At 48.0% G+C, this 13,814-nt stretch carries 10 protein-coding genes; 9 read left to right on the top strand and 1 reads right to left on the bottom strand.

The window, feature by feature from the left end; all coding sequences use genetic code 11:
- The 6 genes from pseC to pseB all read left to right on the top strand — a co-directional run bounded on the left by pseC (nucleotide 1) and on the right by pseB (nucleotide 5,592).
- Nucleotides 1-1,149, top strand: coding sequence for a UDP-4-amino-4,6-dideoxy-N-acetyl-beta-L-altrosamine transaminase (gene pseC, locus EP073_RS12690; RefSeq protein WP_206617470.1), 1,149 nt, complete (start codon nucleotides 1-3; stop codon nucleotides 1,147-1,149).
- Nucleotides 1,134-1,949 carry a cytidylyltransferase domain-containing protein gene (locus EP073_RS12685; protein WP_128467535.1) on the top strand — a complete coding sequence of 272 codons (816 nt, stop codon included), beginning with the start codon at nucleotides 1,134-1,136 and terminating at the stop codon, nucleotides 1,947-1,949. The genes pseC and EP073_RS12685 overlap by 16 nt, the downstream gene beginning before the upstream one ends.
- Complete coding sequence (locus EP073_RS12680) at nucleotides 1,949-2,890, top strand: PseG/SpsG family protein (RefSeq protein WP_128467534.1); 942 nt, start codon at nucleotides 1,949-1,951, stop codon at nucleotides 2,888-2,890. Before EP073_RS12685 ends, EP073_RS12680 begins: the two co-directional genes overlap by 1 nt.
- Nucleotides 2,887-3,477: a formyltransferase family protein gene (locus EP073_RS12675; RefSeq protein WP_128467533.1), complete on the top strand. Its 591-nt coding sequence runs from the start codon at nucleotides 2,887-2,889 to the stop codon at nucleotides 3,475-3,477. The genes EP073_RS12680 and EP073_RS12675 overlap by 4 nt, the downstream gene beginning before the upstream one ends.
- Complete coding sequence (gene pseI, locus EP073_RS12670) at nucleotides 3,474-4,529, top strand: pseudaminic acid synthase (RefSeq protein ID WP_128467532.1); 1,056 nt, start codon at nucleotides 3,474-3,476, stop codon at nucleotides 4,527-4,529. Before EP073_RS12675 ends, pseI begins: the two co-directional genes overlap by 4 nt.
- A gap of 61 nt (nucleotides 4,530-4,590) precedes the next feature.
- Complete coding sequence (gene pseB, locus EP073_RS12665) at nucleotides 4,591-5,592, top strand: UDP-N-acetylglucosamine 4,6-dehydratase (inverting) (RefSeq protein ID WP_128467531.1); 1,002 nt, start codon at nucleotides 4,591-4,593, stop codon at nucleotides 5,590-5,592.
- Nucleotides 5,593-5,602: 10 nt separating this feature from the next.
- Here the strand turns inward: pseB and EP073_RS12660 are convergent, their stop codons facing one another.
- Nucleotides 5,603-7,519: a motility associated factor glycosyltransferase family protein gene (locus EP073_RS12660; protein ID WP_128467530.1), complete on the bottom strand. Its 1,917-nt coding sequence runs from the start codon at nucleotides 7,517-7,519 to the stop codon at nucleotides 5,603-5,605.
- A gap of 601 nt (nucleotides 7,520-8,120) precedes the next feature.
- On the opposite strand from EP073_RS12660, the gene EP073_RS14115 reads away from it, so the two are divergent.
- From EP073_RS14115 to EP073_RS12645, 3 genes are all read left to right on the top strand, one after another.
- Entirely contained in the window at nucleotides 8,121-10,505 is a 2,385-nt protein-coding gene (locus EP073_RS14115; RefSeq protein WP_128467529.1) for a flagellin N-terminal helical domain-containing protein, read from the top strand.
- Nucleotides 10,506-10,566: 61 nt separating this feature from the next.
- Nucleotides 10,567-10,956, top strand: coding sequence for a flagellar protein FlaG (locus tag EP073_RS12650; RefSeq protein ID WP_128467528.1), 390 nt, complete (start codon nucleotides 10,567-10,569; stop codon nucleotides 10,954-10,956).
- Nucleotides 10,957-11,423: 467 nt separating this feature from the next.
- A complete protein-coding gene (locus EP073_RS12645) occupies nucleotides 11,424-13,805 on the top strand; it encodes a flagellin N-terminal helical domain-containing protein (protein WP_128467527.1) in 2,382 nt (793 codons plus the stop codon).
- Nucleotides 13,806-13,814: the final 9 nt, after the last annotated feature.

The raw sequence follows: 13,814 nt of genomic DNA, 5'->3' as shown, positions 1-13,814 counted from the left end.
GTGTCCGGTAAAAGAATCATTCCGTACGGAAGACAGGAAATCACAGAAGAAGACATCAAAGCCGTTGCGGAAGCTCTCCGCTCCGATTACCTCACTCAGGGACCGAAAGTCGCTGAATTTGAGGCTAAGCTCGCCTCATACTGCGGAGCAGAATACGCAGTGGCTTTCGCAAACGGAACAGCCGCCCTCCACGGCGCATACTACGCCGCCGGACTTGAAAAAGGTGACAGCTTCATAACAACTCCCATGACGTTCGCCGCCACATCAAACGCCGGACTCTATCTCGGAGCGTCACCCCGTTTCTGCGATGTAGAGCCGGACACTGGCAACATAGACACTGACGGAATCCCCGCACTCATAGATAAATCAGTGAGACTCATAGCCCCCGTCCACTATTCCGGCATGCCTGCGGACATGGAGAGGGTGCGCGCCATAGCCGATGAAAACGGGCTTATGGTGGTGGAGGATGCGTGCCACGCTCTGGGAGCCGTATATAAAGGTGAGAGAATAGGGAACTGCGCATATTCCGACATGACTGTTTTCAGTTTCCATCCGGTAAAGCATGTCGCCACAGGAGAGGGGGGCGCTGTGCTCACCAATGATGAAAATCTGCGTGGCATACTCATGCGCTTCCGCAGCCACGGCATAACGAGGGAAAGTTTAGTGAACGAGCCTCACGGCGGCTGGTATCACGAGATGCAGGAGCTGGGCTACAACTACCGCATAACTGATATTCAGTGCGCGCTGGGCATAAGCCAGCTTTCGAGAGCGGAAAACTCAATTAACAGGCGCAGGCAGATTGCCGCAAGATACGATGCCGCCTTCAACGAAATAAAAGGCTTGAAAACCCCTCCGCACAGGGAAGAAAGACTGAATGCCTACCATCTTTATCCGCTGCGCATCGAAAACGGGCGCAGAGAGGTTTATGATCTGCTCAGAGAAAAGGGAGTGTATGCTCAGGTTCACTACCTCCCTGTTTACATGCACCCTTATTACAGGGCAAACGGATTTGAGAGCTTCACTCTGCCGGAGGCGGAGAAATACTATAAATCGGAACTCAGCATTCCAATGTTTCCATCACTTACGGATGAAGAGCAGGAATATGTCATAAAATGTGTGACGGAGGCGATGCAATGCGTCTCGGGATAATAATTCAGGCACGCATGGGCTCCAGCAGGCTGCCCGGAAAGATTCTCAGAAAGCTCCCCGAAAACGGGGGCAGAACAGCTCTTGAGCATGTGGTGCGCCGCTGTCTTATGGTTAAGGAGGCGGCTGAGGTAATAGTCGCCACAACAACAGAGGAAGCAGATCTCATTGTGGTGAACGAGGCGGCGAGACTCGGCGTCCGTTCATTCAGAGGCAGTGAGGACGATGTTCTTGAGCGCTACTATCTGGCGGCTAAGGAAGCAGAGCTTGATGCGGTGATGCGCATAACCTCCGACTGCCCCTGCCATGACCCCGAGGTTTTGGGTGATATGGTGAGAAAATTCACGGGAAGCAGGGCGGATTATGTATCCAACACAGTCACCCGCACATACCCGCATGGTCTGGATGCTGAAGTGTTCACCTTCGCCGCTCTGGAAAGGGCATACAAAGAAACCGACAACAAACAGTTCAGGGAGCATGTCACTCCTTATCTTTATAGAACCGGTCTGTTTAAAACTGTTCAGCTTATTCAGGAGGAAAATACATCCGGCATAAGAGTCACTCTGGATACGCCGGAGGACTACGCCCTGCTCACGGCTGTTTTTGAGTTTCTCGGCGATGATTTCGGGCTGAAGGAGCTTGAAGAGCTTTTTGAACAGAAAAAATGGCTCTCGTATATAACGAAACCGATCGTGCAGAAGGCTGTCTTCGCAGACATGGCGGAAGAGATCGAAGCCGCTGTGAGGCTCCTTGAAAAGCAGGATATGCACAGGGCGGCTGCTGTGCTTAAAAGAGAGATTTAATGAAGGTCGGAATTTTTACTTCCGCCGGAAAAGGCATAGGTTACGGACACTACGGCAGATGCCGTGCCCTTAAGGAAGGCTTTCTTGAACAGGGCATTGATGCCGCTCTGTTTATTCAGGGAGAGTGCGAGCGGAGAATTGTTGGTGTGGATTCCGTAATAACCGACTGGATAAGCGACATAAACCTGTGCAGAGGTTATGATGTATGCGTATTGGATTCGTATCTCACTGCTGAGGAACAGCTTTTGAAGATCGCTGCCTTCGGTTCGCTCTGCGTATTTGTGGATGATTACATGAGGCTTGACTACCCCGAGGGGATAGTCCTGAACGGTTCGGTTTATGCCGAAAAGCTTCCCTACAGAGGCAAACCGTCGCAGATGCTTCTGGCGGGCAGCAAATATGCAATGCTCCGCAGACCATTCTGGGATTTTGACGACTACGCGGAGGAGAGGGACGGAATATTCCTCAGTGCCGGCGGATCCGGTGCGGAGGAAATTTCTGCGCATATATGCAGAATGCTTCTTGATAATACGGACGGGGACATATTTATTATAAGCGGGCATAAGCCGGTAGACTCAGCCCGTGTCCATGCGTTTTTCGGACTCAGCGCTTCTGATATGGCGGATCTGATGTCGAAGAGGTTTTTCGCTGTGTCCGCCGCAGGGCAGACCTCCTACGAGCTTGCGAGAACTGCGGTTCCTTCTGTGCTTTTCGGTTTTGCCGAAAACCAGAGAGTAAATCTGGAAAACTGGAAAAAAACAGGCTTTTCCCTGTCAGCGGGCTTTTACGGAGCTGAAAATTTTGATAATATTATGAAACAGGCACTCACCGATATACAAGACAAAGATAAAAACCGTTCCATGTCGGCTTTAGGTCCTCTTTATGTGGATGGGCAGGGAGTGCGCAGGGCGGTCAGTATGATTACGGAGGTGGCGGAGTGAAGGTTGCCGTTCTTACAAATAATGAGATTTCAAAACCCCTGATCGACTGGCTGAAGGAATCCGGTGAAAATGTTGAAACTGTAAGCGAGAAGATCGACCTTCTCTCGCTTGAGAGAATAAAGCCGGATCTGCTGGTAAGTTACTGCTACAAATACATAATTAAGGAAGATATTATAAAAGCCATGAATGACGGCATAATAAATCTGCACATATCGTATCTGCCGTGGAACAAAGGCGCCGACCCGAATATATGGAGCTTTCTGGAGAATACCCCGAAAGGGATTACAATCCACAAAATTGACGAAGGGCTTGATACAGGTGAAATTCTGGTTCAGGAAGAGCTCGTTTTCAATGAAGCGGAGGAGACTCTGGCAAGCTCATACGCCAAACTCCACGAAGCTATGCTTGATATGTTTAAGGCGAACTGGAAATACCTGCGTGAAAAGAGAATAATCCCCGCCAGACAAAAAAAGGGAGGCTCTGCGCATAAGTCCGCCGATCTTGATAAGTACAGGCATATTATATCTGAGAAAGGGTACGGCATTCCTGTGAAGGAGTTTAAAAGACTCTGCGCGGAGATAAAATGAGCAAAATCATAAACATAGGCGGACATATAATATCGGAGAAAAGCCCGGCGTTCATAATGGCGGAGCTTTCCTGCAACCATCTCCAGAACTACGCGCTTGCGGAAAAAACTATCATCGCCATGAAAGAATCCGGAGCGGACGCCGTTAAGCTTCAGACCTACACGCCGGATACCATCACGCTTAAGTGCTCGGATGATATTTTCCGAATATCTCACGGAACACTATGGGATTCAAAGACCTTTTACGAGCTCTACGGCGAAGCGTACACCCCTTGGGAATGGCAGCCCAAGCTGAAAAAGCTTGCTGACGATCTGGGGATGGTGTGCTTTTCAAGCCCGTTTGATTTCACAGCGGTGGATTTTCTTGAGAAGATGGATGTTCCGGCGTATAAAATAGCGTCCTTTGAGATAAATGATATTCCCCTTCTGGAATATGTCGCCTCAAAAGGCAAGCCCGTTATAATCTCCACAGGTATTGCGCATCTTGACGACATAGAGCTTGCTGTCGAAACCATACGTAAAGCCGGCAACGAACAGATAATAATGCTTAAATGCACCAGCGCATATCCCGCCAGACCCGAAGAGGCAAACCTGCTCACCATGCCGGACATGGCTTCCCGCTTCGGTGTGCTCACCGGAGTCAGCGACCATACGGAAGGTTCCCTTGTGCCGGTGGTATCTGTGAGCCTCGGGGCAAAGGTGATAGAAAAGCACTTCATACTCGACAGAAAACTCGGGGGACCGGACGCAGCCTTCTCAATGGAGCCCGCTGAGTTTAAGAGGATGGTGCAGGATGTCCGCTCCGCTGAGGCTTCCCTTGGCAAAGCGGATTACCTTCTCACTGAGAAGGCGGAAAAAAACCGCATATTCTCCCGCTCGCTCTTCATAGCTGAGGATGTGAAAAAGGGTGAGGTAATAACTCCCCGCAACCTGCGCTCCGTGAGACCCTCAAACGGTCTGCACACCAAGCATTACAAGGATCTTCTGGGAAAAAAAGCGGCAAAGGATCTCAGGAAAGGCACCCCCGCTTCGTTAGAGCTTTTTGCCGACTGAGCGTGGAATATTATTTGCTAAATTATAAGCGAAAGGTAAATTTTTCTTATCGGAGATATTGATGAACATAGACGGCAAAACGGTTCTTGTAACCGGAGGAACAGGCTCCTTCGGCAAGAAATTTATAAGGTATATTCTTGAAAACTTTAATCCCAAGAAGGTCATAGTCTACTCCAGAGACGAATATAAGCAGTATGTGATGCAGGGTGATTTCGCTGCCCACCTGTCCAAAATGCGCTTTTTCATAGGCGATGTCCGTGACAGGGAAAGGATGTACCGTGCCTTTGACGGTGTGGATATTGTCGTCCACGCCGCAGCCCTCAAACAGGTTCCCGCTGCTGAGTACAACCCGATGGAAGCAATAAAGACCAATATTACCGGAGCGGAAAATGTCATTGACGCCGCCATAGACAGGGGAGTGGAAAAGGTTATTGCCCTCTCCACAGACAAGGCGGTGCATCCTGTTAACCTTTATGGAGCGACAAAGCTCGTTTCCGACAAGCTTTTTACTTCCGCGAACGCTTACGCGGGCTCAAAAAAGACAAAGTTCAGCGTTGTCCGTTACGGAAACGTCGCCGGCAGCCGCGGCTCGGTTATACCGTTTTTCAGAAGGCTTATTGAAAACGGAGAAAAGACCCTCCCCATCACCGACTTCCGCATGACCCGCTTCTGGATAACCCTTGAAGAGGGTGTGCAGATGGTTATGCGCGGCATTGGCGAGGCAAAGGGCGGTGAGGTTTACGTTGCCAAGATTCCTTCCTTTAATGTTACCGATCTTGCCAAGGCTATGCTTCAGGATGCTCAGCTTAAAGAGATAGGTATCCGTGAAGGCGAGAAGATGCACGAGGAGATGATAACCGTTGAGGACGCGCCCATGACTTACGAATACGGAAATTATTTCATCATATATCCGAACTATTCATGGTGGTCTTTGGGAAAACACTTCACGGAGGGCGGAACAAAGGTATCTCCGGAATTTTTCTATAAATCGGACACCAATACGCACTTTCTCTCCGTGGAGGAGCTAAGGGAATGGACTGCTAAGATCGGAGCAGTGGACTGATAAAGGGAGGCTAATCCTCCCCGTTCTCTTTTTTCATTTTTTTCAGGTTGATTTCAAGAACAGTTCTGAGTATGTGAAGCAGTTTAAGCATCTTCTTGATCAATTCCACCATAACGGCAAGCATGTCCTTCATGGTAACCATTATGGCGTTGTTCTTGTCCTCCGTTTTGTCGTGCCCCGCCCGTATTCCCTGAATCTCCACCATAGCTCTGATGTAGTAAGCCTGAACATAGTGCATGAGGATGTAGAAAAATGTTTTTTCCGAGAAGATCGGCATGAGTGATTCCGTCTGCTTAATCAGGGAAGCACCTGTTTCGTGGTTGTAAACCCCGTTTTCCTTGTAAGGATCTGCGACCTTTTCCTTATATTCCATACACTTCAGATAGCCGTCGTAAAACTTTTTCATTGTGCTTTCGCAGTAGCTTATGCTCTCCTGAACCTTTGAGAGGGTTTTTTCATAATAATCGAGAACCTCGGTTTTATCCGGTTTGTGGAGAAAGCTTTTAATCTGCTGAGGTATGTCCGCAGGGGCAATATTCCGTATATGTTTCTCAATCGCCTCTGCAAAGGTCATCAGTTCGGCGCCGTGGATCTTTGCGCCCCCTTCCGTGGCGTTTATCACCTTGCCCTTAAACTCCGCTACGTCCTTCATGTAAAACTTGCGGAAGGTGTTCCACACATTCGTTGTTTTTATCTGAGGAACATAGTTTCCCTCAACCATGAGGTTTTTGCGATGCGTAAGATACTGCTGCTCCTTTTCGCCGTATGTGCTGCCTGTTGCGTGGGTTATGTCGTCTGTACCGAAGGCGAGATCCTGTCCTATGAGGATTATGGGGCTGCACCCTATGTACTCCAGAACCTTAAAAGCCATGTTCGCGGAGGAGGGACCTATGTTCAGCGTGCCTTTGGGTATATCCAGCCATTCAAAAGTCGAGAAGTTTCTGTAAACAACTATCCTTTCACCCTTGAAGTTTTCATAGGTGAGCGGGTGTACGACAGGGCAGGCGGCTAGGAAAATGTCCTTTACATCCTCTTCGTCTAAGCCTTCAAAGAGCTTGCTTGTCGCCTCAACCCTTTCAAGGGATGTGGTGAGGTGCGGCTTGAAGCCGTGCCTTTTCATAACCCTGACAGAGGCATCTACCGCGCAGATAACAGCCTTGTCGTAAAGCCCTTCCAGCAGATGAATATTCTTGTTCAATGAAGGTCCCGTGGCGACAACTATACCCGGTCTGCCGCTGAATTTGTCTTTCAGGTCTGATATGCCCGGGTACTCTATTATTTCTTTGATATTAACGAAGGTGTGGTCTATGCCGATGAGCGAATCCAAGGGGTCGTTGCCGTAAAACAGCATAACTTCCTTCACTGCGTCGTTCATTGTGCGCACAGCGCCGAGATAGTAGTCCTTGGCGGATACAAACGCTGCCGGCTCCTCTATATAGTTTATCGCTTTCGCGAAAAACTTATTGCTCCGGAGGTTCATCAGCGAATTCATTATGGGGTAGAGTTCCTCCGGTTTTTTGCCTATCACAAAATAAACCCGTTCGTCTCTTATGTATTTTTCAATATCTATATATTCGACAACAAGAGCAAAAAGCTCCGGATCGTTCTCTATTACAATGAAGCTGGCGTCCGTCAGCCTGAACATATCCATGTAATTCATCAGGTTATAAAGAAGCCCCATGCCCAGAAACACGGAAAGGGTAGGCACGTTTATCTTCTTATCTGTTATGAGTTTTCTTGAGGCTGCCAAGGGGTCTCTGTTATCGTAAAAAAGCATACCGTTTGAGTTGTTCACCAGATTAGGGTATCTCTTCGGATGTTCTGAGTGCATGAGTCTGTATTTTGTCGACCGTGCAGTGTTCATCACCATGCTGTGGAGCTCGGGGCGGCGTTCTTTGAGCGCCTGCATATTTTTTTGTTTTATCATTAAGTTCACCCCTGTGTGTGTTAAATGATTCTACCTAAAAAGAACCTTTGAGTCAACGAAGCATGGGCGCTCCTGAGCCGTCTGAACGATGAAAAAAACAGCTCATAAACGATAAGTTTCCATAAATTACTGATGCCGATCACAAAGAACAGGAAATATGACACGGGTGTTCTGTTTATTTATTTTGTTTTATCTCGCCGCATAACTTATTTGTAAATAAGCCTAAAATTATTCAGAGAAGCGCGGCGGGCAATTTTCTGAAAAAAGATCAGAAAAAAAATTAAAGTGCGGCAATTTTTTTCCGATAAAGAAATCAGCGGATTATAATTTGAATCCGGAAGACAGAAAGTTAGGATACGAATAAATAAATCGGTACTGAAATAATCGGGCCGACGGAATCAGTCATGATACCGTCGGTCTTTTTATTTTAAGGAGGTGGCTGAGAGACTGTTTTGAGTAATTTTTAAAATCTTTCGACGCAAAAGGAAGATAACAAAACACTTTCGACGCAGACAAGAAAGCCCCTTTCGACGCAGGAAAAAGGCTTTCAGTACCAAGCCCCGGGCAGGGAAGCCTGAGGGATGCCAACAAGGAGGACAGTATGGCAATGTATATCAATACTAATGTTCCGTCTCTCACCGCGCAGAGGTATCTGGGACAGACAAACAACGACATCTCAAAATCTCTTGAAAGACTCTCAAGCGGTCTTAGAATCAACTCGGCATCGGACGACGCATCCGGTCTTGCCATTTCTGAGAAATTAAGGGGACAGATAAGCGGACTCAAAAGAGCCTCGCTGAACGCCCAGGACGGTATTTCACTTCTTCAGACCGCAGAAGGCGGGCTGCAGAACATTCAGGACATGCTTCAGAGAATGAGAGAGCTCGCTGTTCAGGCGGGCAACGGAACTTACACCACAAACGACAGGGCTGAGATCCAGAAAGAGGTTGACCAGCTTAAGGAAGAGATCAACAGAATATCCTCTTCCACAGAGTTCAACACCAAGAAGCTTCTTAACGGAGATTCCACAGCTCTCTGGTCTTCAGATAATTCCTCTCTGGATGCCATAATCAAAAGCGCAGTCGCTGAAGGCAACTACAACCTTAACGTTACAGTAGACCCCGGTAAAAACTATGTCTACAAATCAGACGTTATGACCCTCAACGAAGGCGCTATCGGCGCTGAAATTGTCACCGCAGGCGGAGATGTAAACGAAACCAACGTCGGCTTCGTAACAGATCCCAACACTCTTGCTTCCACAGGCACGTCTTACTACACAGTAACAGTGGGCGCAGGTGCGGATACCGATTCCGCTCTTGTTACACTGAGCGCCTACAGGCAGGCAGGCTCTAACTTCAGCACAGCAACCACGTGGACAACAGGCGGTACCATTGGCGATTCCGGTTATATTCTGCTTGAGGCTCAGGAAGACTTTGCCGTGTCAGCAGGTACAACAGCGAACTACACCTTCAAAGCCACCTTCATAAATGCTAAAACCGGTGTGGAAACTTCGGTTGAAATTGAAGGCGGAGATGACGGTGCCGGCAATCTTGTGTTTGATCTTGCAGATATTACAGGCGCAGGTATCAGCGGTGAAGTTTCATTTGCCATCGGAACAGACGCCAATGTGCAGTCCGGAGACAAAATACTCCTCAGCGCAACAGAAGCTGTTGATACATCAACTACTTCCGGCGGGGGTACAATCCAGCTCTCCGGCGGAGTTTCCGGCACAACAGGACCGACTCTGTCTTACGGCAATAATGAGCTGACCAAGGTCGACAACGGCGACACCACAATAGACTACAACAGCGTAACTGTTTACCATGCGGTTCTTAATGATGAGACAGGCAACCTTGACATAGGCAACCTGACATTCAATTTCAGAGAGAACACCGGCACCGACACTGCTTACGGCTCAACTGATGCCGGCACTTTCGATCTTCAGATTCTAGGCGGCGGAGAGGCAGCGGCGAGCACAACAAAACTCAAAGATATAGCCAGATTCACAACCGATGACGGTGTTAATATTTTTGCCGCAGGTCCTCAGGAGCTTACGATCTACGGTAACGGAAAATCCGCTACCATCTATATCGAAGGTGACGACACGATCTCCGATTTTGAGACAAAACTTTCTGAGGCAATGGTAAGCGGTCTCGGCATGGGCGCAACATCAAACACCAGCGACGAAGCCACCACCGTGAACAACAACCTCGTAAACTATGTTTCAACAGGTGATGATACTGACAATACCAATGAAGCTCTTGCAGGCACTTTCGTGATCCAGTCCGCACGTCTCGGAGAAGAGAGCAGGCTTTCCTTCATCGGCGACCAGAACTTCATCAACGCTCTTTCCCTTGCCACTATTCAGGAAGGTGAAAACAGCGAAATGACAATTAAGGTCACTGATGCTCACTCAGGCAAATTCATCGGTTCCGACAAGGTTAATGACGGAACCCTCAGAGGAGTTATTCAGGGTGTTGATGTCAAAATAGACAGTGATGTCGGTGTGGATATAAGCTGGGATTCTTCCACTAAAGAGCTTAACTTCACGGCTAACGGCGAAAGTGAAGACATCAAGCTTCACCTTGTTGACAACGCCATGAAAATGCAGATCGGCGCTAACGAAGGTCAGACTATCCTTGCGAACATACCGCAGATAAATACCACTTCGCTCGGTATTGATGACATTCTCATGGTTGATCAGGATCTTGCCCAGAGTTCTATTACTAAGCTCGACAAAGCGCTGGAAACTGTGTCCGGCGTGAGAGCTACAATAGGTGCTCAGATCAACAGGCTTGAGTACACTATGACAGGTCTCGACACCACAAGAGAGAACCTGACTGCCGCTGAATCAAGGATTCGTGACCTTGACATAGCAGACGAGATGGCAAAATTCACTAAGAACCAGATTCTGGCTCAGTCGAACATCGCCATGCTTTCGCAGGCTAATGCTCTTCCGCAGATGGCTCTTTCGCTTATAGGGTAATAAAGCTACTTCAGGGGAGACGGTGAAAACCGCCTCCCCTGATAATGGATAAGGTGTAATCATGATTGAATCTGTAAAGAACGTTCAAACAGGTGCACCCGATGCGGGCAGCGGAGCAAAAGCACAGGCAACTCAGAGTGTTTCGCAGTCAATAAAACTGGTTAATGAAAAACTCTTCGGCAACGCTGCCGAAAAGGTGGACACTGAGAAGGAAAATAAAAAAGTTAAACCCGAGGAAGTACAGGCCGCAGTCGAAAAGCTTAACGAAAGCCTCAGAACAATGGATGTGAGGCGTGAGTTCAGTGTTGAAAAACAGCTTAACGCGGTAATCGTAAAGCTGATCGACAAAGACCACGGCAGTGTAATCAAGCAGATCCCCTCCGAAGAGGCTCTTCGGCTCTCCCGGAACATCAAGGAGATGGTGGGGCTTATGCTGGATGAAAAGTTTTAGGGAAACTTCTTTGTAAAGAACATCAGCAGGAACAGAATAAAGCGGAGGGCAGGTAAGCCTGCCCTCCATCCTTAATCGGGCAGATTTTTAAAAAGGGATATAATTTTTATAATCCTTTTCCCTCAATGAACTAGCGTCATTTTTCGATCTTTTTTAAATTTTCCTCTAAAGATCTCTATTCTATTTTCGATACTGTATTCAACAAGAGGAAGACACCAAAGGCGACATAGCATATGAGCCTCATCTTCCTATAAACGCCGAAATAAAACTTAATAAGAATTGGTACTGAAATACTCGGGCCGATGTCAGGTTTAATCCTGTCATCGGTCTTTTTTTTTGAAAAAATTTCAGATCCTTTTTATCGGTTTTCACGGAACCCCTGCTTTTATGGGGCGGGTGAAGATTTCGGCAAAAACCAAGAGTAAACACGGCAAGGATGCCGGCCATGAAAACACGGAGGTATTAAAATGGCAATGTATATCAACACGAACGTCCCTTCTCTGACAGCTCAGAGGTATCTGGGAGAGACAAACAACGCGGTATCTAAGTCCCTTGAGAGACTTTCAAGCGGTCTTAGAATCAACTCGGCATCGGACGACGCATCCGGTCTTGCAATTTCCGAGAAATTAAGAGGCCAGATAAGCGGTCTTAAAAGAGCTTCACTCAACGCCCAGGACGGTATCTCACTCCTTCAGACTGCTGAAGGCGGACTGCAGAACATTCAGGACATGCTTCAGAGAATGAGAGAGCTTGCTGTTCAGGCGGGCAACGGTGTTTATACCACAAACGACAGGGCTGAGATCCAGAAAGAGGTTGATCAGCTTAAGGAAGAGATCAACAGAATAGCTTCCTCAACTGAGTTCAACACTAAGAAGCTTCTTAACGGAGATTCCACCGCTCTTTGGTCTTCCGACAGTTCCGACCTTGACGTTGTTATCAAAAGCGCTGTTGCTGAAGGCAACTACAATCTTAACGTTACTGTAGACCCCGGTAAAAACTTTGTCTACAAATCAGACGTTATGACCCTCAACGAAGACGCTATCGGCGCTGAAATTGTCACCGCAGGCGGAGATGTAAACGAAACCAACGTCGGCTTCGTAACAGACCCCAACACTCTCGCTTCCACAGGCACTGCTTACTACACTGTAGACGTGACTGCCGGTGCGGATACTCTTTCTTCCGTAGCAACCATGAGCGTTTACAGACAGGCAGGTTCTAACTTCGGTTCTGTTGCCACATGGACAACAGGCGGTACAGTTGCCGATTCCGGTTATCTTCTGATTGAAGCTCAGGAAAATTTCACCGTGTCAGCAGGTACTACAGCGAACTACACTTTCAAAGCCACCTTTGTTGACGCCAAAACAGGCGAGAAGTCAACTTATGAAATCGAGGGCGGAGATGACGGTGCCGGCAACCTTGTTTTTGATCTTGCAGACATGACGGGTGCAGGTTTCTCAGGCGAAGTTTCAATCGCTATAGGAACAGATGCCAACATGCAGTCAGGAGATAAAATACTGCTCAGCACAACTGAAGCTGTTGATACCTCAGCAACCTCAGGCGGCGGTACAATTGCTATCTCCGGCGGTCCCGCAGGAACAACCGGTGCAATTATTTCCTATGGCAACAACGAACTGACTAAAGTTGACAACGGCGATACCACTATCGATTACAACAGCGTAACTGTTTACCATGCTGCTCTTAATGTTGAAACAGGCAACCTTGACGTGGGCAACCTGACATTCAACTTCAGAGAAGACACAGGCACTGACACTGCTTACGGTTCAACAACCGGCGGTTCTTTTGACCTTCTTGTGGCAGGCGGCGGCGAAGCTGCGACCAGCACAACAAAACTGAAAGATATTTCCAGATTCACAACTGACGACGGCGTAAACATTTTCGCAGCCGGTCCTCAGGAACTGACAATCTTCGGCAACGGAAGCTCAGCAACTATCTATCTCGAAGGAGATGATACGGTTTCTGAATTTGAAACCAAGCTTTCCAGCGCAATACTCGAACTCGGTATGGGCGCTACAGCCGGAACCAGCGATGAGGCAGCAACAGTAAACAGCAACCTTGTTAACTATGTTTCAACAGGTGATGTTACTGACAGCTCAAACGAAGCCCTCGCAGGAACTTTCGTAATCCAGACCGCGCGCCTCGGCGACGACAGCAAGCTGTCCTTCATCGGCGACCAGAACCTTATCAACGCCCTCTCTCTTGCTACTATTCAGGAAGGGGAGAACAGTGAGACGACAATAAAAGTTACTGACGCTCACACAGGCAAGTTTATAGGTTCCGACTCCGTTAACGATTCAACCCTCAGAGGAGTAATTCAGGGTGTTGACGTTAAGATAGACAGTGATGTGGGAGTCAGCATAAGCTGGAATTCCACTAAGAAAACAATGGAATTCTCCGCAACAGGCGAAAGCGAAGACATCAAGCTTCACCTTGTTGACAACGCCATGGAAATGCAGATAGGCGCCAACGAAGGTCAGACAATCCTCGCAAACATACCGCAGGTTGACACTACCTCACTTGGAATCGATGACATTCTCATGGTTGATCAGGAGCTCGCTCAGGAATCAATCACCAAGCTTGACAAGGCTCTTGAAACTGTATCAGGCGTGAGAGCTACAATAGGTGCTCAGATCAACAGACTTGAGTACACTATGACAGGTCTCGACACCACAAGAGAGAACCTGACTGCCGCTGAATCAAGGATTCGTGACCTTGACATAGCAGACGAGATGGCAAAATTCACTAAGAACCAGATTCTGGCTCAGTCGAACATCTCCATGCTTGCTCAGGCGAACAGCCTTCCGCAGATGGCTCTTTCACTTCTCGGTTAAGAAAACGTA

The organism is Geovibrio thiophilus (assembly GCF_004087915.1).
Classification (GTDB): Bacteria; Chrysiogenota; Deferribacteres; order Deferribacterales; family Geovibrionaceae; genus Geovibrio; species Geovibrio thiophilus.
Note: the sequence above shows the minus strand (reverse complement) of the source record. Positions and strands in the feature narration are given on the sequence as shown.

Bases quoted from the DNA above. Each gene is read 5' to 3' on its own strand.
- EP073_RS12685 (WP_128467535.1), top strand. From the start codon at position 1,134: ATGCGTCTCGGGATAATAATTCAGGCACGCATGGGCTCCAGCAGGCTG.
- EP073_RS12680 (WP_128467534.1), top strand. From the start codon at position 1,949: ATGAAGGTCGGAATTTTTACTTCCGCCGGAAAAGGCATAGGTTACGGA.
- pseI (WP_128467532.1), top strand. From the start codon at position 3,474: ATGAGCAAAATCATAAACATAGGCGGACATATAATATCGGAGAAAAGC.
- pseB (WP_128467531.1), top strand. From the start codon at position 4,591: ATGAACATAGACGGCAAAACGGTTCTTGTAACCGGAGGAACAGGCTCC.
- EP073_RS12660 (WP_128467530.1), bottom strand. From the start codon at position 7,519: ATGATAAAACAAAAAAATATGCAGGCGCTCAAAGAACGCCGCCCCGAG.
- EP073_RS14115 (WP_128467529.1), top strand. From the start codon at position 8,121: ATGGCAATGTATATCAATACTAATGTTCCGTCTCTCACCGCGCAGAGG.
- EP073_RS12650 (WP_128467528.1), top strand. From the start codon at position 10,567: ATGATTGAATCTGTAAAGAACGTTCAAACAGGTGCACCCGATGCGGGC.
- EP073_RS12645 (WP_128467527.1), top strand. From the start codon at position 11,424: ATGGCAATGTATATCAACACGAACGTCCCTTCTCTGACAGCTCAGAGG.